The sequence below is a fragment of the Citrobacter sp. Cpo040 genome (genome assembly GCF_030332915.1).
GTDB classification, from domain to species: Bacteria; Pseudomonadota; Gammaproteobacteria; order Enterobacterales; family Enterobacteriaceae; genus Citrobacter; species Citrobacter portucalensis.
Genome location: NZ_JAOWGX010000034.1, coordinates 1568935 through 1592671, shown reverse-complemented (window position 1 = coordinate 1592671; position 23737 = coordinate 1568935). Strand labels below are relative to the sequence as shown.

Annotated in this window: 21 protein-coding genes; 15 read left to right on the top strand and 6 right to left on the bottom strand. The window is 54.7% G+C overall.

Annotated features, from left to right (window positions below; all coding sequences use genetic code 11):
* Nucleotides 1-80: 80 nt before the first annotated feature.
* The 3 genes from OGX86_RS12395 to OGX86_RS12385 are packed head-to-tail and all read right to left on the bottom strand — an operon-like array spanning nt 81 to nt 1796.
* On the bottom strand, nt 81-281 hold the full coding sequence (locus OGX86_RS12395; protein WP_003835080.1) for a YpfN family protein: 201 nt from the start codon (nt 279-281) through the stop codon (nt 81-83).
* Nucleotides 282-308: 27 nt separating this feature from the next.
* A complete protein-coding gene (dapE, locus tag OGX86_RS12390; protein WP_003037976.1) occupies nt 309-1436 on the bottom strand; it encodes a succinyl-diaminopimelate desuccinylase in 1128 nt (375 codons plus the stop codon).
* A gap of 3 nt (nt 1437-1439) precedes the next feature.
* Nucleotides 1440-1796 (bottom strand): ArsC family reductase, encoded by a 357-nt coding sequence (locus OGX86_RS12385; RefSeq protein ID WP_003835078.1) that lies wholly within the window; start codon nt 1794-1796, stop codon nt 1440-1442.
* A gap of 389 nt (nt 1797-2185) precedes the next feature.
* Here OGX86_RS12385 and ypfM point away from each other — a divergent pair, with 389 nt between their 5' ends.
* Nucleotides 2186-2245: a protein YpfM gene (ypfM, locus tag OGX86_RS12380; RefSeq protein WP_001386977.1), complete on the top strand. Its 60-nt coding sequence runs from the start codon at nt 2186-2188 to the stop codon at nt 2243-2245.
* A 75-nt stretch (nt 2246-2320) separates the two neighbouring features.
* On the opposite strand, the gene acrD is transcribed toward ypfM, so the two are convergent.
* Both acrD and narQ read right to left on the bottom strand, forming a co-directional pair.
* Nucleotides 2321-5434 (bottom strand): multidrug efflux RND transporter permease AcrD, encoded by a 3114-nt coding sequence (acrD, locus tag OGX86_RS12375; RefSeq protein ID WP_286640124.1) that lies wholly within the window; start codon nt 5432-5434, stop codon nt 2321-2323.
* A 184-nt stretch (nt 5435-5618) separates the two neighbouring features.
* Nucleotides 5619-7316 carry a nitrate/nitrite two-component system sensor histidine kinase NarQ gene (gene narQ, locus OGX86_RS12370; RefSeq protein WP_048215801.1) on the bottom strand — a complete coding sequence of 566 codons (1698 nt, stop codon included), beginning with the start codon at nt 7314-7316 and terminating at the stop codon, nt 5619-5621.
* A gap of 260 nt (nt 7317-7576) precedes the next feature.
* Here narQ and aegA point away from each other — a divergent pair, with 260 nt between their 5' ends.
* From aegA to OGX86_RS12355, 3 genes are all read left to right on the top strand, one after another.
* Nucleotides 7577-9556, top strand: coding sequence for a formate-dependent uric acid utilization protein AegA (gene aegA, locus OGX86_RS12365; protein ID WP_048215802.1), 1980 nt, complete (start codon nt 7577-7579; stop codon nt 9554-9556).
* A gap of 156 nt (nt 9557-9712) precedes the next feature.
* Entirely contained in the window at nt 9713-10288 is a 576-nt protein-coding gene (gene nudK, locus OGX86_RS12360) for a GDP-mannose pyrophosphatase NudK (RefSeq protein ID WP_286640123.1), read from the top strand.
* Between the two features lie 123 nt (nt 10289-10411).
* Nucleotides 10412-11455 carry a DUF1176 domain-containing protein gene (locus OGX86_RS12355; protein WP_168978079.1) on the top strand — a complete coding sequence of 348 codons (1044 nt, stop codon included), beginning with the start codon at nt 10412-10414 and terminating at the stop codon, nt 11453-11455.
* Here OGX86_RS12355 and tkt read toward each other — a convergent pair.
* Nucleotides 11445-13439 carry a transketolase gene (gene tkt, locus OGX86_RS12350; RefSeq protein ID WP_048224972.1) on the bottom strand — a complete coding sequence of 665 codons (1995 nt, stop codon included), beginning with the start codon at nt 13437-13439 and terminating at the stop codon, nt 11445-11447. The genes OGX86_RS12355 and tkt overlap by 11 nt on opposite strands.
* Nucleotides 13440-13719: 280 nt before the next feature.
* Here tkt and maeB point away from each other — a divergent pair, with 280 nt between their 5' ends.
* From maeB to eutG, 11 genes are all read left to right on the top strand, one after another.
* Nucleotides 13720-15999: an NADP-dependent oxaloacetate-decarboxylating malate dehydrogenase gene (gene maeB, locus OGX86_RS12345; RefSeq protein ID WP_003835063.1), complete on the top strand. Its 2280-nt coding sequence runs from the start codon at nt 13720-13722 to the stop codon at nt 15997-15999.
* A 160-nt stretch (nt 16000-16159) separates the two neighbouring features.
* On the top strand, nt 16160-16495 hold the full coding sequence (gene eutS / locus OGX86_RS12340) for an ethanolamine utilization microcompartment protein EutS (RefSeq protein ID WP_003037995.1): 336 nt from the start codon (nt 16160-16162) through the stop codon (nt 16493-16495).
* A gap of 12 nt (nt 16496-16507) precedes the next feature.
* Nucleotides 16508-16987, top strand: a complete 480-nt coding sequence (gene eutP / locus OGX86_RS12335) for an ethanolamine utilization acetate kinase EutP (protein WP_003037998.1) — start codon at nt 16508-16510, stop codon at nt 16985-16987.
* Nucleotides 16965-17663, top strand: a complete 699-nt coding sequence (gene eutQ, locus OGX86_RS12330; RefSeq protein ID WP_032944171.1) for an ethanolamine utilization acetate kinase EutQ — start codon at nt 16965-16967, stop codon at nt 17661-17663. Before eutP ends, eutQ begins: the two co-directional genes overlap by 23 nt.
* Before the next feature lie 9 nt (nt 17664-17672).
* Nucleotides 17673-18476, top strand: a complete 804-nt coding sequence (gene eutT, locus OGX86_RS12325; protein ID WP_191226947.1) for an ethanolamine utilization cob(I)yrinic acid a,c-diamide adenosyltransferase EutT — start codon at nt 17673-17675, stop codon at nt 18474-18476.
* Nucleotides 18473-19489 (top strand): phosphate acetyltransferase, encoded by a 1017-nt coding sequence (gene pta, locus OGX86_RS12320; RefSeq protein WP_032944169.1) that lies wholly within the window; start codon nt 18473-18475, stop codon nt 19487-19489. Before eutT ends, pta begins: the two co-directional genes overlap by 4 nt.
* Before the next feature lie 36 nt (nt 19490-19525).
* Nucleotides 19526-19819: an ethanolamine utilization microcompartment protein EutM gene (gene eutM / locus OGX86_RS12315; RefSeq protein ID WP_003835054.1), complete on the top strand. Its 294-nt coding sequence runs from the start codon at nt 19526-19528 to the stop codon at nt 19817-19819.
* A 114-nt stretch (nt 19820-19933) separates the two neighbouring features.
* The gene (eutN, locus tag OGX86_RS12310; protein WP_003038011.1) at nt 19934-20221 is read left to right on the top strand and encodes an ethanolamine utilization microcompartment protein EutN; all 288 of its coding nucleotides are present in this window, start codon (nt 19934-19936) and stop codon (nt 20219-20221) included.
* Nucleotides 20222-20232: 11 nt separating this feature from the next.
* Nucleotides 20233-21636 (top strand): aldehyde dehydrogenase family protein, encoded by a 1404-nt coding sequence (locus OGX86_RS12305; protein WP_003835050.1) that lies wholly within the window; start codon nt 20233-20235, stop codon nt 21634-21636.
* Nucleotides 21637-21648: 12 nt separating this feature from the next.
* Nucleotides 21649-22488, top strand: a complete 840-nt coding sequence (gene eutJ, locus OGX86_RS12300) for an ethanolamine utilization protein EutJ (protein WP_079935155.1) — start codon at nt 21649-21651, stop codon at nt 22486-22488.
* Entirely contained in the window at nt 22478-23665 is a 1188-nt protein-coding gene (eutG, locus tag OGX86_RS12295) for an ethanolamine utilization ethanol dehydrogenase EutG (RefSeq protein WP_286640122.1), read from the top strand. The genes eutJ and eutG overlap by 11 nt, the downstream gene beginning before the upstream one ends.
* Nucleotides 23666-23737: the final 72 nt, after the last annotated feature.

The following is a 23737-nucleotide window of genomic DNA, read 5'->3' as shown; positions in this document are numbered from 1 at the left end:
ACGCGAAGCGTTGCCATCCGGCACGTAATGCCCGGTGGCGCTAACGCTTACCGGGCCTACGGGAATTATCTGCCTACTAATTATTTCTTCGGTTGGTCCTTATTCGGCCAATCGTCGTCGTCATCCCATTTATCGTTAAAGTCACGATGCGGGGGAAGCTCCGGCTTGTTGGCAAGAAATTTCTTGTGATCGACGCGCTTGAGATCTTTAATCACGTTCAGCAGCACGCCTACCAGAAACACCAACACCAGAATCCACCAATATTTTGCCAGCCAGTCCATGCTCATTTCCTCTTACAGGAACACTCATCAGGCGACGAGTTGCTCCATGATACGTTGATACATACGGGCAAGCAGCTGCAGGTCGGCGGCATTAACACATTCATTAATTTTATGAATAGTGGCGTTGACCGGCCCAAGTTCTACTACCTGCGCCCCCATGCGGGCAATAAAACGCCCGTCGGACGTCCCGCCTGTAGTCAGTAACTGCGGTTTAATCTCATTATAGTGCTCAATGGCGTTCACCACTGCATCCACCAGTTTACCGCGTTCGGTCAGGAACGGCTGACCGGAAAGCCACCAGTCGACGGTATAACGTAGCTGATGTTTCTCCAGCAGCGCGTGAACCCGTGCTTTAATCATCTCATCGGTCAGCTCAGTGCTGAAACGGAAGTTGAACTGGATAAATAGTTCTCCAGGGATAACGTTGTTGCTTCCGGTTCCAGCCTGGATATTGGCAATCTGCATGCTGGTCGCCGGGAAGAATTCGTTACCCTGATCCCACTCGATCGCCACCAGTTCGTTGAGCATGGGGGCCGCGCGGTGTACCGGGTTATCGGCCAGATGCGGATAGGCTACGTGGCCCTGCACGCCGTGAATGGTCAGGTTGCAGGTCAGTGAACCACGACGTCCATTTTTCACCACGTCGCCAACGATTTCCGTGCTGGATGGCTCACCCACCAGGCAATAATCCAGTCGTTCATTACGCGCCATCAGCGCTTCAACCACCTTCACGGTGCCGTTTTTGGCGCTGGCTTCTTCGTCAGACGTTATCAAAAAGGCCAGACGACCCTGATGGTTTGGATGCTGGGCGACAAAACGTTCTGCGGCCACGACCATCGCCGCCAGTGAACCCTTCATATCGGCAGCGCCACGCCCGAACAACATGCCATCGCGAATGGTCGGTTCGAACGGTGGATTGATCCAGCGATCGACATCGCCGGCAGGCACTACGTCGGTGTGACCGGCAAATGCCAGGGTCTCACCTTTACCGCGCCATGCCCAAAAATTCTGTGTGTCACCAAAGTCCATTCGCTCAACGGTAAAACCTACCGCGCGCAGGCGTTCAATCATTAACGCCTGGCACCCGGCATCATCCGGGCTCAGGGAAGGACGGCGAATAAGCTGCTGTGTCAGCTCAATGACCGGGCACGACATAGACTACACCTCATTAAAAAACAGAGTATAACTGGATTCACTGAAACCAAGCAGCATAGGCTTACCCGGCGCGCAGAGCAATGGGCGTTTGATAATTGCTGGCATTTCAATCATCAACGCGGCGGCGGAAGCCGCATCGGTGATTTGACTGCGCGTGGATTCATCGAGTTTACGCCAGGTGGTTCCACGCGTATTGAGCAGCGCCTCCCAACCTAATTCGCTGATAAAGGACTGTAAGAGCGTGTTGTCCAGACCGTCGACGCGATAATCATGAAAGCGGTAGTCAATACCTTGAGCCTCCAACCAGCGTCTGGCTTTTTTAATCGTGTCGCAATTCTTAATGCCGTAAAGGGTGATCATTTGAATCCTTATTGACGTAACTTGAATATTTATTCTTTTATTCTGTGGCAATGAATAATACATATTGTCATTCAATCGTTATAGAAAAATATAACATTGTTGAACAACAGTGAATAATGATTCCTGAAAGCTCCAAAAAATACCGTATAACTAAAAATCAGAATCTGCCTGTTTGCATCAGCCTGTTTTTCCATCAGAATTGCAAAAGTAGTAGATGATGTATGAATATTTCAAAATATTGCAGTAAGTCACATAAAATTTATGGGTATAGCGCATAGTGATCACATAAACCCCAAACACTGGAGGAATCAATCGCAACCATCGGTTAAATTGCCTTCTTTTAATGATGATGATTTCGTAGAATGCCCATAATAATAAGAGAGGTTGTTATGATTGAACGTGAACTGGGGAACTGGAAAGACTTTATCGAAGTGATGCTTCGTAAATAATTTTCTGGAAGAAATTCATATCCTGTAAAGGATAAAAAAAGGCGACTCAACGTAAGTCGCCTTTTTTGTGTCCGATTATTCTGGGCGTGGCTTCAATGGGAAGCGTCTGCGCACCAGCACAAAGAACAGGGGAACGAAGTAAATCGCCAGAATTGTGGCTGAAATCATCCCGCCCATTACGCCAGTCCCCACCGCATGTTGACCGCCAGAACCAGCGCCACTGCTGATGGTCATCGGCAGCACCCCGAAGATAAACGCCAGTGACGTCATCAGAATTGGGCGTAAACGTTGGCGACAAGCATGGAGCGTGGCGTCGAGCAGATCGTGTCCTTTCTCGTTCATCTCATTGGCGAATTCAACAATCAATATTGCGTTCTTCGCCGATAGCCCGATAACGGTAAGTAACCCGACCTGGAAATACACATCGTTTTCCAGGCCGCGCATCCAGGTCGCCAGTAGCGCACCAATGACCCCCAACGGCACGACCAGCATGACGGAGAAGGGTACCGACCAGCTTTCGTACAGTGCCGCCAGACACAGGAACACGACCAGCAGAGAAATGGCGTACAGGGCAGGGGCCTGAGAGCCCGATAGCCGTTCCTGATAAGACATCGCAGTCCATTCGAGGCCAAACCCTGTCGGTAACTGGCGCACCAGCGATTCCATTATGTCCATTGCCGTACCGGTACTGACGCCAGGCGCGGCTTCGCCGACAATCTCGACCGCGGAGTATCCGTTATAGCGCTCCAGACGTGGTGAACCGGTTTCCCAGCGTGAAGTCGCAAAGGCCGAGAAAGGCACCATGCCACCGTTGTTATTGCGGACGTACCACAAGTTAATGTCGTCCGGGAGCATGCGATATTTTGCTGCCGCCTGCACGTAAACCTTCTTCACGCGGCCCCGGTCCATAAAGTCATTGACGTAGCTGGAACCCCAGGCCGTTTGCAATGTGTCGTTGATGTCGTCGATGGAAACGCCCAGCGCCTGGGCTTTGCGCTGATCGATATCAATTTGCAACTGTGGGCTGTCGTCCAGACCGTTATGACGAACGCGAGTCAGGGACGTGTCTTTCCCTGCCAGCTCAATGAGTTTGTCGCGCGCGGCCATTAACGCATCATGGCCCGCACCGGCGTGATCCTGCAGCTCCATATCGAAACCGGCAGAGCTTCCGAGGCCGCTGATAGCCGGAGGGCTGCTGGCGAAGACGCGGGCTTCTTTAATCTTATTAAAGGCTTTGGTCGCACGTTCGATGATGGCGAAAGAGGTCCCGGTAGTGGTGTCGCGCTCATCCCAGTCTTTTAAGCGGACAAACATACGTGCCACGTTTTGACCGTTCCCGCCAGGGCCAGAACCGACTGTGGAAAAGACTGACATAATGTTGTCTTTCTCATGGGTGAAGTAATACTTCTCCACTTCCTCAACCACTTTCAATGTTTGCTGCTGTGTGGAGCCGCTGGGCAACTGTACCGAGGTGGTAAACATGCCGCGGTCTTCCAGTGGCAGGAAGGAGGTTGGCAGGCGCAGGAACAGGAAAACCATTCCGCCGAGCAGCAGGCCGTAGATCAGTATCCAGCGCAGGCTGCGGTGCAGAATTCTGGCGACGCCTTTTTCGTAGCGCTCGGCGTTGCGATTAAACATCCGGTTAAACCAGCCGAAGAAACCGGTTTGTCCGTGATGCTCACCCTTATGCAGCGGTTTGAGCAGGGTGGCGCACAGTGCAGGGGTGAGGATCATCGCCACCAGAACAGACAGCACCATGGCGGAGACGATGGTAATCGAGAACTGGCGGTAAATTGCCCCGGTGGTGCCGCCGAAGAAGGCCATCGGGATAAACACCGCTGACAGCACCATGGCGATACCGACCAGCGCACCCTGGATTTGTCCCATCGATTTCCGTGTCGCTTCCCGCGGTGAGAGTCCTTCCTCACTCATAATACGCTCGACGTTTTCCACAACTACAATGGCGTCATCGACCAGCAGACCGATCGCCAGCACCATCGCAAACATCGTCAAGGTGTTAACGCTATAGCCAAAGGCGTAAAGCACGGAGAAGGTACCCATCAGGACGACGGGAACGGCGATGGTGGGAATCAGCGTGGCGCGGAAGTTTTGCAGGAACAGGTACATCACGAGGAATACCAGTGCAATAGCTTCCAGAAGGGTTTTTACCACGTCGATGATTGAGGCTTTAACAAAGGAGGTGGTTTCATACGCCACCTTATATTCCAGCCCGTGCGGAAAATATTGTGACAGCTCGTTCAAACGGTTAATGACCAGCGTTGCTGTCGCCATTTCATTGGCGCCTGAAGCCAGCTTCACGCCCAGGCCGGAGGCAGGATTTCCATTAAAGCGGCTGAGGTAATCATACTTTTCAGCACCCATTTCGACCGTTGCCACATCGCCCAGTTTAACTTCTGAACCATCCTGGTTGACGCGTAGCGTAATGGCGCGGAATTCATCCGGAGTCTGCAGTAGCGACTGGGCGTTGATCGTCGCGTTCAGCGCCTGCTTGTCCACCGAAGGCGTACCGCCAAGTTGTCCGACGGCAATCTGCGCATTCTGTGACTCGATAGCGTCGGTCACATCTTTAGCGGTCATCTGGAAACTGTTCAGTTCGGCCGGGTCAAGCCAGATACGCATGGAGTACTGTGAGCCGTAAGCGTCAATATCCCCCACGCCGTTAATACGGCTGAGCGGATCCTGAATGTTACTGGCGACGTAGTCGGCGATGTCCTGCTTATCCATTGAGCCATCGGTGGAGACAAAGGCGATAGTCAGAATATTGGTGTCCCCGGTCTTACGCACCGTAACTCCCTGATCCTGTACCGCCTGCGGCAGTTTACGCATTGCCGATTGCAGCTGGTTTTGCACCTGCTGGACGGCCTCATCAGGATCGGTTCCGGCAACAAAGCTCAACGTAACCGTAGCCTGACCTGTCCCGCTGCTCTGCGATGACATGTACATCAGGTTATCGAGACCGGTCATGTTCTGCTCGATAACCTGGGTGACGGTGTTTTCCAGAGTCTGAGCCGAGGCGCCAGGATAGTTGGCGGTGACCCGCACGTTTGGCGGTGCCAGATCGGGATATTGTTCAACGGGCAGTGAAAAAATAGCCAGGGCTCCTGTCAGGCACAACAGGATAGCTAACACCCAGGCAAAAATGGGGCGATCGATGAAAAAATTCGCCATTAAAAGAGGACCTCGTGTTTCTGCGTATCGTTATGGGTATGGCTTGCTTCACTTTAGCGGCAAGGTACGGGTCAAACGTGGAGAAAAAAAGAAGATAATGTAAATTATCATGCCCGTTTACAGCATACCTTTCGTGCCAACGCTGTCAGGCCTGGATCCAGACCCGACGGCGCTTTGCGGTTCTTTACGTTAGCTCACTGTCTGATTCAGCCGAACGGAAACTGATGCTCACCAACGTTCCCCCTCCAGAAGGTTGAGAGAAGGTCAACGTGCCGCTTAGTCTTTCCGCCCGCTCACGCATAATATTTAGTCCATAGTGCCCTGTAGGCTCATGCGGCTCGCCAATGCCGATGCCGTTATCGCGGATATAAACCGTGTGGTTGCCGTCCGGAGCCGTTACGCAACTGACGGCAATTTCGCTCGCACTCGCATGCTTAATGGCGTTCAGCACCGCTTCGCGGATGATCTGCAACAGATGCACCTGCATTTGCGCATCCAGCGCAAGCGTAGGCAACCGACAATCGAGTGTGAGTTTAGCTGAGGTCTGATTTTGCAGCGTTTCCAGCATTTCATGCAGGGCGGAGGGTAAGTCTGCCTGCTGTAAGGTCAGACGGAAGGTGGTCAGCAGCTCGCGCAATTGACGATAGGCATCATTCAGCGCCTGGGAGAAATCCGCCATAATGCTTTGCGCTGGGGCGTTATCTTCCGGAATTGAACGTTTAAGCAACGTGAGCTGAATGCGTAAATAAGAGAGCACCTGCGCCAGCGAGTCGTGCAGCTCGCGTGCAATGGTCGCGCGCTCTTCCATTAACAACAGCTGCTGAAAATGTTTTTGCGCCTGGTTGAAGTACAACCCGCGTCCCAGCATCGAGGAGACGCTGTTGAGCAGCGGAGTAGAAGCGTTGACGTTTGGACTTTGCCAGTGCAGTTCGCCGTAGACGGTTTCCTGCATGGTGACTGGCAGGATTTGCATTGGCAGCTCGAGGCTTTTAGTCCCTTCGCTAATCCGCCAGTTATCACCGACGGTGAGCTCAAGGAAATACGCGGCGTCATGTTCGCGGACGATCTGTAAAATATGGCGGAAGCAGTGCACGTCAATCTGGCTGGTATTTAACGCCTGCGAGCACTGATACAACACCTCCAGACGGCGATTGGCTTCGTGGAGATCGTGGGTTTTCTCTGCTACCGAGGCTTCCAGCGAGCGGTACAGCTTGTGTAATTCACTCGACATCTGGCTAAACGTTTTGCCCAGCAATCCCAGTTCATTGGGCAAACCGGTATCCAGCGGTGGGATATCAAACTGACCGTGTTCAATTTGCTGACTGGCCATCACCAGTTTATTCAGTGGACGCACCACCTGCTGGCGAATGCGCCGCAGGGTAAAGAAGACGAGGGTGAATATGCCTATCCCGCCCGCCAGCGAGATGCCAAATACCAGCATCACTTTGCGTTCGGCATAATGCTGCAACGCCAGCACGAAGAGATCGATTTGATCGACGTAGTTGTTGATGTTGGCCTGGTACCATTTTAAATCGCCGTCGATCAGTCGGGCGTTCATTTCCAGCCAGTTAGCATGCAGACGTCCATAGCGGCTTTTTACCGCTTGTGGCACATACCACGCGTTCAGATTCTGTAGTGCTGGCGAGTTTAGCGCCTGCTGGAAAAGCTGGCGGTGGGCGTTAAGCTGCGGGCTCTGGCTTTGTAGATCGTAACCCAGACGGTAGCTTTGCATGCGCAATGAGCCAGCAACGTTGATGGCTTCGGCATCTCGCAAGCTGCTGGTCAGCGTGAGCAGCGCAATACCCGTTGAGAGAATTGACAGCAGCACTATGTAGAAAAAAGCTTTAGCCAGACTGGCCGAAACCGGACGCTTTACCGTCACTTGTGCATCCTCACACAATACACGTCGCGCCTGAAAACAGCGTGAACGATGCGGTGTATTTGATAAATGTTAATAAAACGCCATGAAACTGGATGGTAACTGAAACACAATTTCATATGCGATGAAATAAATTGATCTGCCACAGGTTCTGGATAAATAGTTGTGCTTCCTGGGCAAATGAACATTGCCGCTTCCTTCCGTGTCGGTTAATAACACTCTTATAAAGAATAAGGTTTTTGCAACCAAAAAAGAAGGAAGCCATGAATCGTTTTATTATGGTCAATAGCCAGCAGTGCCTGGGATGCCATGCCTGTGAGGTCGCCTGCGTCATGGCTCACAATGGCGAACAGCATGTCCTGAACCAACGGCATTTTCAGCCCCGAATTACCGTCATTAAGCATCAGCAGCAGCGCAGCGCGGTGACCTGCCACCACTGCGAAGATGCACCCTGCGCCAGAAGCTGCCCAAACGGGGCAATTAGCCATGATAACGACAGCGTTCAGGTGAACCCGCAAAAGTGTATTGGCTGTAAATCGTGCGTTGTAGCCTGTCCTTTCGGCACGATGCAGATCGTACTCACTCCCGTCGCCAAAGGGAAGGTGAAAGCTACCGCGCACAAATGCGATCTGTGCCAGGGGCGTGAACAGGGACCCGCCTGCGTAGAAAACTGTCCGGCGCAGGCGTTACAGCTGGTGACGGAAAATTCGCTTACCGGTCTGTCAAAAGCGCGCAGGCTGCGTACCGCAAGTCTGGAAAGCCAGCCATGGCATGCCAGCACTACCGATTTTGTTCCACATGTCATCACTAAACGTGAGCAAATGCAGGCGACGCCTGCGCGCGGGGAGCCGGATAAACTGGCGATTGAGGCCCGGAAAACCAGCTTTGAAGAGATCTATCTGCCGTTTCGTACGGCGCAGGCGGAGCGCGAAGCCTCTCGCTGCCTGAAATGCGGCGACCACAGTATCTGCGAATGGACCTGTCCGTTGCATAACCACATTCCGCAGTGGATTGAACTGGTCAAAGCCGGGAATATCGACGCGGCGGTTGAGCTTTCTCACCAGACCAACTGCCTGCCGGAGGTGACCGGACGCGTATGCCCGCAGGATCGACTCTGCGAAGGGGCATGCACGGTGCGTAGCGAGCATGGCGCAGTCACCATCGGTAATATTGAGCGTTACATCTCCGATCGGGCGCTGAGTAAAGGATGGCGACCGGACTTAAGCCATGTGCAGAAAGTGGACAAGCGTGTTGCCATCATCGGTGCGGGTCCGGCGGGTCTGGCCTGTGCGGATGTGCTGGCGCGCAGCGGTATCAGCGCCACCGTCTACGATCGCCATCCCGAAATTGGCGGTTTGCTGACGTTCGGTATTCCGGCCTTCAAGCTGGACAAATCGCTGCTGGCGCGCCGCCGTGAAATCTTCAGCGCCATGGGTATTCATTTTGAACTTAACTGTGAAGTGGGTAAGGATGTCGCGCTTGAAAAGCTGCTGGAGGATTACGATGCCGTGTTCGTGGGCGTAGGAACCTATCGTTCCATGAAGGCGGACCTGCCAAATGAAGACGCGCCAGGCGTGTATGATGCGCTGCCGTTCCTGATTGCCAACACCAAGCAGGTGATGGGGCTGGAGGAACTGCCTGAAGAACCGTTTATCGACACCGCCGGACTAAACGTGGTTGTGCTGGGCGGAGGCGATACGGCAATGGACTGTGTGCGAACCGCCCTGCGTCATGGTGCAAGCCAGGTGACCTGCGCCTATCGTCGTGATGAAGCCAACATGCCCGGCTCGAAAAAAGAGGTGAAGAACGCCCGGGAAGAGGGGGCAAATTTCGAGTTTAACGTTCAGCCGGTTGAGCTGGTGTTGCATGCCGATGGGCGAGTCAGCGGTGTGCGTTTCTTACGTACCCAACTTGGTGAACCTGATGCGCAGGGCCGTCGTCGCCCGGTTCCCATTGCCGGGAGTGAGTTTGTCATGCCCGCAGATGCGGTGATTATGGCGTTTGGTTTTCACCCACACGGCATGCCGTGGCTGGAGTCGCATGGCGTTAAGGTCGATAACTGGGGGCGCATTGCCGCCGATGTTGAAAGTGCATACCGTTATCAAACCAGTAACCCGAAAATCTTTGCCGGTGGCGACGCGGTACGCGGTGCAGACCTGGTGGTGACGGCCATGGCGGAAGGGCGGCACGCCGCCCAGGGGATCGTCGACTGGCTGGGCGTAAAATCAGTCAAATCTCATTAATCGGCGAGTAGGCCGGATAAAACGCGTTAGCGTTGCCATCCGGCAATGTGCCGCATGAATGCCTGATGGCGCTTTGCTTATCAGGCCTACATTGTTCCAAGACAAACCCGGTTTCACGGCGTAGTATTATTTCTCACTTCTTGCTGTGGAGCCGGTATGTCGCAAAAAATTACCCTCATCAAAGATAAAGTCCTCTCCGATAACTACTTCGTCCTGCGCAATATCACTTATGACCTGACCCGTAAGAATGGAGAGGTGATCCGTCACAAACGTGAGGTTTACGATCGTGGTAACGGCGCCACAATCCTGCTGTATAACCCGGAGAAGAAAACGGTGGTGCTCATCCGCCAGTTTCGCGTTGCGACATGGGTCAACGGTAACGAAGACGGTCAACTGATTGAAACCTGCGCCGGGCTGCTGGATAACGACAAACCGGAAGCATGTATTCGAAAAGAGGCGATTGAAGAGACCGGCTTTGAAGTGGGTGAAGTACGTAAACTGTTTGAGCTATACATGTCGCCGGGCGGTGTGACGGAAATAATCCACTTCTTCATCGCGCAATACCGTGACAGTCAGCGGACAAACGCGGGGGGCGGCGTGGAAGATGAAGATATTGAAGTTCTGGAACTGCCGTTCACACAGGCGCTGGAAATGATCAAAACGGGTGAGATCCGTGACGGTAAAACGGTGCTATTGCTGAACTATTTGCAGTCATCGCATCTCATGGACTAATGCGCGGGATTTATATTTCTTTACAAATTTACGGCCAATCCGACGATTCTTATTGAGCCACATCAGTCGCGCAAGGAAGATACCGCTTAGGCTGTGTGTTTTGACTTCGGGGTTGTACCGTCCATGCGCTATCGCGTTATTCTCCTTTTCCTGCTCGGGTTGCTACCTGCCCGATTGCTGTGGGCTGCGCCCGCGCAACAGGCGTTTTCTGACTGGCAGGTAACGTGTAATAACCAAAATTTTTGCGTGGCGCGAAATACCGGAGAGCACCACGGCCTGGTCATGACCTTGAGCCGCAGCGCTGGGGCACATACTGACGCCGTGTTGCGTATTGAGCTGGGCGGGCTGGAATCGTCCAGCGTCAAAGAGAGCGATATTGCGCCGCGTCTGCTGTTGGATGGTGCGCCACTCTCGCTGAGCGGCGAGCACTGGCGCATAACTCCCTGGCAGCTGACGACCGATGATCCCGCCACCATCAGCGCATTTTTACAAACCGTACAGGACGCGAAGGCGATTACTCTGCAAAAAGGTGCGCAAAACCTTTCGCTGGCCGGGCTAAAAGCCGCGTTGTTGTTTATCGACGCCCAGCAAAAACGGGTGGGGAGCGAAACTGCATGGATTGAAAAAGGTGACGAGCCTCCGCTCAGCGTACCTCCGGCCCCCGCGCTGAAAGGTGTAGCGGTCATTAATCCAACGCCAACGCCTCTCACGCAGCAGGAGCGCAGTGAACTGCTGGACTATGGTAACTGGCGGATCAACGGTATTCGCTGCTCTATCGATCCGCTGCGTCGCGAGATGCGCGTCACGGCCCTAACGGATGATAAAGCGCTGCTGATGATTGGTTGTGAGGCCGGGGCGTATAACACCATCGATCTGGCGTGGGTGGTTTCACGTACGACTCCGTTGACTTCACGCGCGGTACGGTTAAGCCTGCCGTTTAAAACGGATGCAGAAAGTCGCGATATGGAGCTGACCAACGCTACGTTTGACGAGAAGTCGCGGGAGCTGGTCACCCTCGCTAAAGGACGAGGGTTGGCAGATTGCGGTATCCAGACCCGCTGGCGCTACGACGGTCAACGTTTTCGCCTGGTGCGCTATGCCCAGGAGCCAAGCTGCGATAACTGGCATGGGCCAGATGCCTGGCCCACACTGTGGATCACGCGTTAAGCACCTTGTGCGCTTTGTCGACGATGTTATCTACCGTAAAGCCGAAGAACGGGAACAGTTTGTCCGCTGGAGCCGACTCTCCATAACCCGTCATCCCAACAATTGCCCCTTTCAGCCCGACATATTTGTACCAGTAGTCAGCAATTCCTGCTTCTACCGCCACGCGAGCGCTGACGTTTGCTGGCAGGACCGATTCCCGGTACGCCTCATCCTGGGCGTCGAAGATATCGGTTGAGGGCAGAGAAACCACTCGCACGTTACGACCTTCTCCGGTCAGTTTTTCCGCTGCCAGCAGCGTGATTTCCATTTCTGAACCGGTAGCAATCAAAATAACATCCGGCTTACCGCCGCCATCCTTCAGTACATAACCGCCGCGGGCAATTTGCTGCACCTGCTCAGGCGTGCGCTCAACCTGTGCCAGATTCTGCCGCGAGAGGATCAGCGCCGTTGGCCCGTCATGACGTTCGACTGCCAGCTTCCAGCCTACCGCCGCCTCAACCTGATCGCACGGTCGCCAGGTACTGAAATTAGGCGTCAGGCGCAGGCTAGCGAGCTGTTCAACGGCCTGGTGCGTAGGACCATCTTCCCCCAGGCCAATCGAGTCGTGGGTATAAACCATGATTTGTCGGGCTTTCATCAGTGCCGCCATACGCGCGGCATTTCGGGCATATTCGACAAACATCAGGAACGTAGCGGTGTACGGAACGAAGCCCCCGTGATGGGCGATACCGTTGGCAATCGCGGTCATGCCAAATTCCCGCACGCCGTAGTGGATGTAGTTTCCTGCATGATCCTCTTTAAGAGAGGAAGAGCCTTTCCAGATGGTCAGGTTGCTGGGGGCCAAATCCGCCGATCCGCCAAGCAGCTCAGGCAGTATAGGCCCGTAAGCGTTGAGGGTATTTTGCGAGGCCTTGCGGGTGGCGATTTTGGCCGGATTGGCCTGCAGCTCGGTAATATATTTCTGGGTTGTTTCTTCCCACTTTTCCGGCAGCCCACCGCTCATCCGGCGAGTAAACTCTGCCGCCAGTTCCGGGTAGGCTTGTTGGTAAGCTGCGAATTTCTCCTTCCAGCCCTGTTGCGCTTTTTCGCCTGTCTCGCGTGCGTCCCACGCCCGGTAAATCTCTTTGGGGATCTCAAAAGCAGGATGATGCCACCCCAGCTTCTGCCGGGTCAGTGCTACCTCTTCTTCGCCCAGCGCAGCGCCGTGCGCTTCCTCTTTCCCTGCTTTATTTGGTGAGCCAAAACCAATCACCGTGCGGCAGATAATTAGCGATGGTTTATCGGTAACAGCCTGCGCTTCCTGAATGGCTTTTTTCACCGCCTCTGGGTCATGACCGTCAATGTCGTGCACCACATGCCAGTGATAAGCCTCAAAGCGTTTTGCAGTATCGTCGGTAAACCAGCCGTCAGTTTCACCGTCAATTGAGATGCCGTTATGATCGTAGAAGCCAATGAGTTTGCCAAGCCCCAGCGTGCCCGCCAGCGAACAAGCCTCGTGTGAAATACCCTCCATCAGACAGCCGTCGCCCATAAAGACCCAGGTAAAGTGGTTAACAATCTCATGGTCCGGCTGGTTAAACTGCGCTGCCAGCGTACGTTCGGCAATGGCCATACCGACGGCGTTGGCTAAACCCTGACCCAGCGGTCCTGTCGTGGTTTCCACGCCTGGCGTGTAGCCAATTTCCGGGTGCCCTGGCGTCTTCGAATGGAGCTGACGGAAGTTCTTTAATTCTTCGATTGGCAGGTCGTAACCGGAAAGATGCAACAGGCTGTAAAGCAGCATTGAGGCGTGGCCGTTGGACAGAATAAACCGGTCACGATCGTACCAGGTGGGATCGGTCGGGTTATGGCGTAGAAAATCGTTCCACAGAACTTCGGCGATATCGGCCATCCCCATTGGTGCTCCAGGGTGGCCGGAGTTAGCTTTTTGGACGGCATCCATACTTAGCGCACGAATGGCATTGGCAAGCTCTTTACGGGTCATAGGAAATACTCCTTGAAAAGTAAAGTGTTAGATGCGTGTTGTGATTCACACTTTTGGGAAAATTGCGGGCGTTGTCAGCAAAAAGCATAGCAGACAGGCATGGTATTGCTGGATTAAGCAGGTAACATGGTTGTTATAAATTGATAACAAATTCTTTCTTTGAATGGTGAGAGTTTGGGGACCTTCAAAGTTTGTACCGTTGACTGAGGTGATAATGTGCGGCTCAGTAGAATGGTTACCCGCGCCACTTTTTTGATAGATACGTGAAAGGAACAACAAGATGGATGACCAGTTAAAACAAAGCGCCCTCGATTTCCACGAATTTCCGGTACCCGGTAAAATCCAGGTTTCTCCGACCAAGCCTCTGGCAACGCAGCGCGACCTGGCGCTGGCCTACTCGCCGGGCGTGGCTGCACCGTGTCTTGAAATTGAAAAGGATCCGCTGGCAGCCTACAAATATACCGCGCGCGGCAACCTGGTTGCGGTTATTTCCAACGGCACAGCGGTGCTGGGTCTCGGCAACATTGGCGCGTTGGCCGGCAAACCGGTGATGGAAGGTAAAGGCGTTCTGTTTAAGAAATTCGCCGGGATCGACGTGTTCGACATTGAAGTCGATGAACTCGATCCGGATAAGTTTATCAATGTGGTTGCGGCCCTGGAGCCCACGTTTGGCGGTATCAACCTCGAAGATATTAAAGCGCCGGAGTGCTTCTATATTGAGCAAAAACTGCGCGAACGCATGAATATTCCGGTTTTCCACGATGATCAGCACGGCACGGCGATCATTAGTACAGCCGCTATTCTGAACGGTCTGCGGGTGGTTGAGAAAAATATCTCTGACGTGCGCATGGTGGTGTCTGGTGCAGGTGCGGCGGCGATTGCCTGTATGAACCTGCTGGTAGCGCTGGGGATGCAGAAACACAATATTGTGGTCTGTGACTCCAAAGGTGTGATTTACAAAGACCGCGAACCGAACATGGCGGAAACCAAAGCGGCTTACGCGGTGGTGGATGACGGTAAGCGTACGCTGGATGATGTCATTGACGGCGCAGATATTTTCCTCGGCTGCTCGGGCCCGAAAGTGCTGACGCAGGAAATGGTTAAGAAGATGGCGCGTGCGCCAATGATTCTGGCACTCGCCAACCCGGAGCCGGAAATCCTGCCGCCGCTGGCAAAAGAGGTGCGTTCCGACGCCATCATCTGTACCGGTCGTTCAGACTACCCGAACCAGGTTAACAACGTCCTGTGCTTCCCGTTCATCTTCCGCGGTGCGCTGGACGTTGGTGCGACGGCCATCAACGAAGAGATGAAACTGGCGGCGGTGCACGCGATTGCTGAGCTGGCGCATGCTGAGCAGAGTGAAGTGGTGGCATCTGCTTATGGCGATCAGGACCTGAGCTTCGGCCCGGAATACATCATTCCGAAACCGTTCGACCCGCGTCTGATCGTCAAAATCGCCCCCGCGGTGGCGAAAGCGGCGATGGACTCCGGCGTGGCAACGCGTCCGATTGCCGACTTTGACGCTTACATCGATAAGCTGACTGAATTCGTCTACAAAACCAACCTGTTCATGAAGCCGATTTTCTCCCTGGCACGCAAAGCGCCGAAGCGCGTGGTGCTGACCGAAGGGGAAGAAGCGCGCGTACTGCACGCTACCCAGGAGCTGATCACGTTAGGGCTGGCAAAACCGATCCTGATCGGTCGTCCAAGCGTTATTGAAATGCGTATCCAGAAACTGGGTCTGCAGATCAAAGCGGGCGTCGATTTTGAAATAGTCAACAATGAGTCCGATCCGCGCTTTAAAGAGTACTGGAGCGAGTACTACCAGATTATGAAGCGTCGTGGGATTACCCAGGAGCAGGCGCAGCGTGCGGTGATTGCCAACACTACGGTGATTGGCGCAATCATGGTACAGCGCGGCGAAGCGGATGCGATGATCTGCGGTACGATTGGGGACTATCATGAGCACTTCAGTGTGGTAAAAGAGGTATTTGGCCATCGCGACGGCGTGCATACTGCCGGGGCGATGAACGCCTTGCTGCTGCCAAGCGGTAACACCTTTATCGCCGATACCTACGTCAACGACGATCCTACGCCTGAGCAACTGGCGGAAATCGCCGTGATGGCGGCAGAGACCGTGCGTCGCTTTGGTATCGAACCGAAGGTGGCGTTGCTGTCGCACTCCAACTTTGGTTCCTCTAACTGTCCGTCGGCCAGCAAAATGCGCGACGCGCTGGAGCTGATTAAGGCGCGCGCGCCAGAGTTGATGATTGACGGCGAAATGCACGGCGACGCCGCGCTGGTGGAAAGCATCCGTAATGACCGCATGCCGGACAGTCCGTTGAAAGGCTCAGCGAATATTCTGGTGATGCCAAATATGGAAGCGGCCCGTATTAGTTACAACTTACTACGCGTTTCCAGTTCTGAAGGCGTTACGGTTGGCCCAGTGCTGATGGGGGTTGCGAAACCGGTTCACGTATTAACGCCGATCGCCTCTGTTCGTCGTATCGTTAATATGGTGGCGCTGGCGGTTGTAGAAGCCCAAACGCAGCCGCTGTAATTTCACTTTAATTTATTTCCGGCGCGGGTTTCTCCCGTGCCTTTTTATTTTCCCTTTCTTAGTGATCTACTTCACCTTTTAAACCTGGTTGCCGAATTTTGTTATTTACTCTGACAAAAAATTGCCACGATGAGGGCAGTTTTAGCGGAGGCGGTGAGCAATGGAAAAAGAACGCATTATTCAGGAATTTGTGCCGGGGAAACAGGTCACGCTGGCGCATCTCATTGCGCACCCCGGCGAGGAATTAGCGAAAAAGATCGGCGTTCCCGAAGCGGGCGCTATCGGCATCATGACGCTGACGCCAGGCGAAACCGCGATGATTGCCGGTGACTTAGCCATGAAGGCGGCGGATGTACATATCGGTTTTCTCGATAGATTCAGCGGCGCACTGGTGATCTACGGTTCGGTAGGCGCAGTAGAAGAAGCGTTATTACAGACGGTAAGCGGTCTGGGTCGATTATTAAATTTCACTTTGTGCAACCTGACAAAAAGTTAATCAGAGGCGGCGATGAAACGTATTGCATTTGTCGGTACGGTGGGGGCGGGGAAAACAACGCTCTTTAATGCGCTACAGGGGAATTATTCCCTCGCCAGAAAAACACAGGCCGTGGAGTTTAATGAAAATGGCGATATCGATACGCCAGGGGAATATTTTAGCCATCCGCGTTGGTATCACGCCTTAATTACCACGCTGCAGGATGTCGATACGTTGATTTATATACACGCGGCAAATGATAAAGAAAGTCGCTTACCTGCCGGGCTGTTGGATATCGGCGCCAGTAAACGACAAATCGCCGTTATCAGTAAAACGGACATGCCGGATGCCGACGTCGCCGCAACGCGACAACTACTTCGCGGGATGGGGTTTCAGGAGCCGATTTTTGAGCTCAATAGCCATGACCCGCGCAGCGTGCAGCACCTGGTGGATTATCTGACTGAGCTCAGCCAAAAGGAGGAAAGGGCAGGTGAAAAAACTCATCACAGCTAACGATATTCGTGCGGCCCACGCACGCGGCGAACAGGAAATGTCGGTTGTTCTGCGCGCCAGCATCATCACCCCGGAGGCGCGCGAAGTTGCGGAGCTGCTGGGCGTTACCATCAGTGAATGCGATGAATCCGCGCCAACTGCTGCTGTACCGGCGGCGGTTGATGATGGCAAAACGGAAAGCCAGCGCATTCGCGAAACCATCATTGCGCAGTTACCGGAAGGGCAGTTTACCGAAAGCCTGGTCGCCCAACTGATGGACAAAGTTATGAAGGAGAAGCAGTCGCTGGAGCAGGGCGGAATGCAGCCGAGTTTTAACTCGGTTACCGGCAAAGGCGGCGTCAAAGTCATTGACGGCAGCAGCGTGAAGTTTGGTCGTTTTGACGGCGCGCAGCCGCACTGCGTGGGCTTAACCGATCTGGTGACCGACCAGGACGGTAGCAGTATGGCCGCCGGGTTTATGCAGTGGGATAACGCCTTTTTCCCATGGACGCTGAACTACGACGAAATCGACATGATTCTGGAAGGCGAGCTGCACGTTCGCCACGAAGGCGAAACCATGATTGCAAAAGCCGGGGACGTGATGTTTATCCCGAAAGGTTCCAGCATCGAATTTGGTACGCCATCAACGGTGAAGTTTCTGTATGTGGCCTGGCCTGCGAACTGGCAGTCCTGCTAAGGCGGATGTATGAAGGATTTCATTACCGAAGCATGGCTCAGAGCGAATCATACGCTCAGCGAAGGGGCTGAAATTCATCTCCCCGCTGACGCTCGCCTGACGCCGTCTGCCCGGGAATTACTGGAAAGCCGACATCTGCGTATTAAGTTTATCGACGAGCAGGGCAGCCTGTTTATTGATGACGAAGAACAGCAGCCGCAGCCGGTGCATGGGTTAACCAGCAGTGATACGCATCCACAGGCCAGCTGCGAACTGTGCCATCAACCGGTGGCGAAGAAACCGGACACCCTGACGCATCTGACGGCGGACAAGATGGTCGCCAAAAGCGATCCGCGCCTGGGATTTCGCGCCGCGCTGGACAGCACCATCGCCCTGGCTGTGTGGTTGCAGATTGAGATGACAGAACCGTGGCAGCCGTGGCTGGCGGATATCCGCTCGCGCCTGGGCAATATTATGCGCGCTGACGCCATGGATGAGCCGCTGGCAGCACAAGCTGTCGTGGGGTTAAGTGACGAAGATTTACACCGTCTTTCGCATCAACCGCTGCGCTATCTGGACCACGACCATCTGGTGCCTGAAGCCAGCCACGGACGTGATTGCGCGCTGCTTAATCTGCTGCGTACCAAAGTCCGTGAAACGGAGACGGTGGCGGCCCAGGTGTTCATCACTCGCAGTTTTGAGGTTATGCGACCGGACATTATGCAGGCGCTCAACCGCCTTTCCAGTACGGTCTACGTGATGATGATTCTGAGCGTTGCGAAGCATCCGCTGACGGTTAACCAAATTCAACAGCGACTGGGGGAGAAGCAATGATCATTGAACGTGCTCGTCAACTCGCCCAACGCTCACCGGCACGGGTGGTGTTCCCGGATGCGCTGGATGTCCGGGTGTTGAAGGCGGCGAATTACCTGCACCAGCACGGTCTGGCACATCCCATTCTCGTTGCCAGTCCGTTTGCGCTGCGCCAGTTTGCCCTCAGTCACCGGGTGGCAATGGATGGTATTCAGGTTATCGATCCGCAAAGCAATCAGCCAATGCGCGAAGAGTTTGCGCTGCGCTGGCTGGCCCGCGCGGGAGATAAAACGCCTGCGGATGCGCTGGAAAAACTCAACGATCCGCTGATGTTCGCCGCTGCAATGGTTAGCGCGGGTAAAGCTGACGTCTGTATTGCGGGCAATCTCTCATCAACAGCGAACGTGCTGCGTGCCGGATTACGCATTATCGGGCTACAGCCTGGCTGTAAAACGCTGTCGTCAATTTTCCTGATGCTGCCGCAGTACCTTGGTCCGTCATTAGGTTTTGCCGATTGCAGCGTCGTGCCGCAGCCCACCGCCGCACAGCTTGCGGATATTGCGATTGCCAGCGCGCAGACATGGCAGGCGATCACTGGTGAAGAGCCGCGCGTGGCTATGCTGTCGTTTTCAAGTAATGGCAGTGCTCGCCATCCTAACGTCGCTAACGTACAGCAGGCGACCGAGATCGTTCGTGAGCGTGCCCCGCAGCTTACCGTGGACGGAGAACTGCAATTTGATGCCGCCTTTGTTCCGGATGTCGCAGCGCAAAAAGCGCCCGCCAGTCCGTTAAAGGGCAATGCCAATGTGATGGTCTTCCCATCGCTGGAGGCAGGCAATATTGGCTACAAAATCGCCCAGCGTCTGGGAGGGTATCGCGCAGTAGGTCCGTTGATTCAAGGGCTTGCCGCACCGCTTCATGATCTCTCTCGTGGCTGTAGCGTACAGGAAATTATCGAACTGGCGTTGGTGGCAGCAGTGCCGCGCCAGACTGACGTGAGTCGTGAAAACGCCTCACAAACACTGGTTGTTTAGGTCCCGTTCTGGACCCCTTAATGAGAGGAAAACACAATGGAAGCATTAGGAATGATTGAAACCCGGGGCCTGGTTGCACTGATTGAGGCTTCTGACGCAATGGTTAAAGCGGCACGCGTGAAACTGGTTGGCGTGAAGCAGATCGGTGGCGGTCTGGTCACTGCCATGGTCCGTGGCGATGTAGCGGCATGTAAAGCTGCAACGGACGCAGGTGCTGCGGCAGCACAGCGTATTGGCGAGCTGGTTTCAGTACACGTGATCCCACGTCCGCACGGCGATCTGGAAGAAGTGTTCCCGATCAGCTTTAAAGGCGACAGCAACGACATGTAAGTCGTCCATGTGACGCCACAGACTTCATTGCTGGCGTCACCCTCTCTCCTTTTCACATTACCTTCTGCGGAGGGTAGGGGGAGGTTTTACCTGAAATATGCCACGGAGGCGCGTATGAAACTGGCAATCGTTACAGGACAAATTGTTTGTACCGTACGCCATCAGGGGCTCGCGCACGACAAGTTGCTGATGGTGGAAATGATTGACGCCCAGGGAAATCCCGACGGGCAATGTGCTGTTGCTATCGACAGCATCGGGGCGGGAACCGGAGAGTGGGTGCTGCTGGTCAGCGGAAGCTCCGCCCGTCAGGCGCACCGGAATGAATCATCGCCTGTCGATCTGTGCGTGATTGGCATTGTCGATGAAGTGGTGGCAGGTGGTCAGGTGATCTTCCATAAATAAGGCAGAAAATCATGAATCAACAGGATATTGAACAGGTCGTGAAAGCGGTACTGCTGAAAATGAAAGACAGCAGCCAACCCGTCAGTGCCGTTCAAGAAATGGGCGTTTTTGCCTCCCTGGATGACGCAGTGGCGGCAGCAAAACTGGCCCAGCAGGGGTTGAAAAGCGTCGCTATGCGCCAACTGGCTATCACGGCTCTACGTGAGGCGGGCGAAAAGCACGCCAGAGAATTAGCGGAACTTGCCGTCACTGAAACCGGCATGGGACGCGTCGAAGATAAATTTGCCAAAAACGTGGCGCAGGCGCGCGGCACGCCGGGTGTGGAATGCCTGTCTCCACAGGTTCTGACCGGCGATAACGGTCTGACGCTGATTGAAAACGCACCGTGGGGCGTGGTGGCCTCGGTAACCCCATCCACCAACCCGGCCGCGACCGTCATTAACAACGCCATCAGCCTGATTGCCGCTGGTAACAGCGTGGTCTTCGCACCGCATCCGGCGGCGAAAAAAGTCTCTCAGCGCGCTATCACTCTGCTTAACCAGGCGGTGGTTGCTGCAGGTGGTCCGGCAAACCTGTTGGTGACGGTTGCCAACCCGGATATCGAGACTGCGCAGCGTCTGTTCAAGTACCCAGGTATCGGCCTGCTGGTGGTGACCGGTGGTGAAGCCGTAGTAGACGCCGCGCGTAAGCACACCAACAAACGTCTGATTGCCGCTGGTGCGGGTAATCCGCCAGTGGTGGTTGATGAAACGGCTGACCTGGCACGTGCGGCGCAGTCGATAGTCAAAGGTGCATCGTTTGACAACAACATCATCTGCGCCGACGAAAAAGTGCTGATCGTGGTCGATAGCGTCGCTGATGAACTGATGCGTCTGATGGAAAGCCAGCATGCGGTGAAACTGACCGCGGCTCAGGCCGAACAGCTGCAGCCGGTGCTGCTGAAAAATATCGATGAGCGCGGTAAAGGCACAGTCAGCCGTGACTGGGTCGGGCGCGATGCCGGAAAAATCGCTGCGGCGATTGGTCTGAACGTACCGGAGCAAACCCGTCTGTTATTCGTCGAAACCTCCGCGACGCATCCGTTTGCCGTTACCGAACTGATGATGCCGGTGCTGCCGGTCGTGCGGGTTGCTAACGTCGATGAAGCCATTGAACTGGCGGTCAAGCTGGAAGGCGGCTGCCACCATACGGCGGCGATGCACTCACGCAATATCGAAAATATGAACCGTATGGCAAACGCTATTGATACCAGCATCTTCGTTAAGAACGGGCCGTGTATTGCCGGTCTTGGACTGGGCGGTGAAGGCTGGACCACGATGACCATTACCACACCAACCGGGGAAGGGGTGACCAGTGCGCGTACGTTTGTGCGTCTGCGTCGCTGTGTGTTGGTAGACGCCTTCAGAATTGTATAAGGAGTAAATGAGATGGCGCACGACGAACAACGTTGGTTGACACCCAGACTGCTAAAAGCGGCAACGCTATGTAACCAGACGCCCGCAAAGAGCGATTCACCGCTGTGGTTGGGCATTGATTTGGGAACGTGTGATGTGGTGTCGATGGTTGTGGACAGTGACGGACAGCCGGTCGCGGTTTGCCTGGACTGGGCCGATGTCGTGCGCGATGGCATCGTCTGGGATTTCTTTGGTGCGGTGACCATCGTTCGTCGCCATCTCGATACGCTCGAACAACAACTGGGTTGCCGTTTTACCCATGCGGCAACCTCGTTTCCACCGGGAACTGACCCACGCATCTCTATTAACGTGCTGGAGTCTGCCGGGCTTGAAGTGAGCCATGTCCTCGACGAACCAACCGCGGTGGCGGATCTGTTGCAGCTTGATAACGCCGGCGTGGTGGATATTGGTGGTGGCACTACCGGGATTGCGATTGTTAAACAGGGCAAAGTGACTTACTCCGCTGATGAAGCGACCGGCGGGCACCATATCTCTCTGACGCTGGCCGGGAACCGTCGTATCCAGTTGGAAGAAGCCGAGCAGTACAAGCGCAGCAATGGCAAAGAAATCTGGCCGGTGGTGAAGCCTGTCTACGAAAAGATGGCGGAAATCGTGGCGCACCATATTGCCGGACAGGGTGTCGCTGATTTGTGGCTGGCGGGTGGCTCCTGTATGCAGCCAGGCGTTGATGAACTGTTCCGTAAGCGTTTCCCGGAACTGCAGGTGCATTTACCCCAGCACAGCCTGTTTATGACTCCGCTGGCGATTGCAAACAGCGGAAAAGAAAAAGCGGAAGGAATCTATGCAAGCTGAATTGCAGACCGCGCTCTTTCAGGCATTCGATACCCTGAATCTGCAACGCGTTAAAACGTTTAGCGTTCCACCGGTCACCCTTTGCGGATTGGGAGCGCTCAGTACCTGCGGTCAGGAAGCACAAACGCGCGGACTGACGCACATGTTCGTCATGGTAGACAGCTTTCTGCATCAGGCTGGGATGACCGCTGCGCTGGAACGCAGTCTGGCGATGAAAGGCGTGGCGATGACGCTGTGGCCGTGCCCGGTGGGCGAACCGTGCATTACGGACGTCTGCGCGGCAGTCGCGCAACTGCGTGAATCGAAGTGCGACGGTGTCGTGGCTTTCGGCGGCGGTTCCGTGCTGGATGCCGCCAAGGCAGTGGCGTTGCTGGTGACCAATCCTACCCAGACGCTGGCTGACATGGACGAGCGTAGCGTGTTACGCCCGCGTCTGCCGCTGATTGCCGTACCGACTACCGCCGGAACGGGCTCAGAAACCACGAACGTCACGGTGATTATCGACGCCGCGACCGGACTCAAAAAAGTGCTGGCCCACGCAACCCTGATGCCGGATGTGGCGATCCTTGACGCCGCATTGACGGAAGGCGTGCCTGCGCACGTAACGGCGATGACCGGGATTGATGCACTGACGCACGCCGTTGAAGCGTATAGCGCACTGAACGCGACGCCGTTTACCGACAGCCTGGCGATTGGTGCGATAGCGATGATCGGTAAATCGCTGCCGAAGGCCGTCGGCTACGGTCAGGATCTGGCGGCGCGCGAAAGCATGCTGCTGGCTTCCTGTATGGCCGGGATGGCGTTTTCCAGCGCTGGGCTTGGCCTGTGCCATGCGATGGCGCACCAGCCGGGGGCGACGTTGCACATTCCACACGGACAGGCTAACGCCATGCTGCTTCCCACGGTAATGGGGTTCAACCGCATGGTGTGTCGTGAGCGCTTTAGCCATATCGGACGCGCGTTAACCAACAAGAAGTCGGACGATCGCGATGCCATTAACGCCGTCAGCGAGCTGATTAGCGAAGTGGGACAGACCAAACGGCTCTCTGACGTTGGGGCAAAGCCCGAGCAGTACAGCGCATGGGCTCACGCCGCGCTGGAGGATATTTGTATTCGCAGTAACCCACGCACCGCCACGCTGGCACAGATCATCGACCTGTACGCGGCTGCCGGGTAATGCCTGTAGGCCGGATAAGGTGCTCGCACCGCCATCCGGCAATAACACGGCGTTAATGCCGGAGGCGACGTA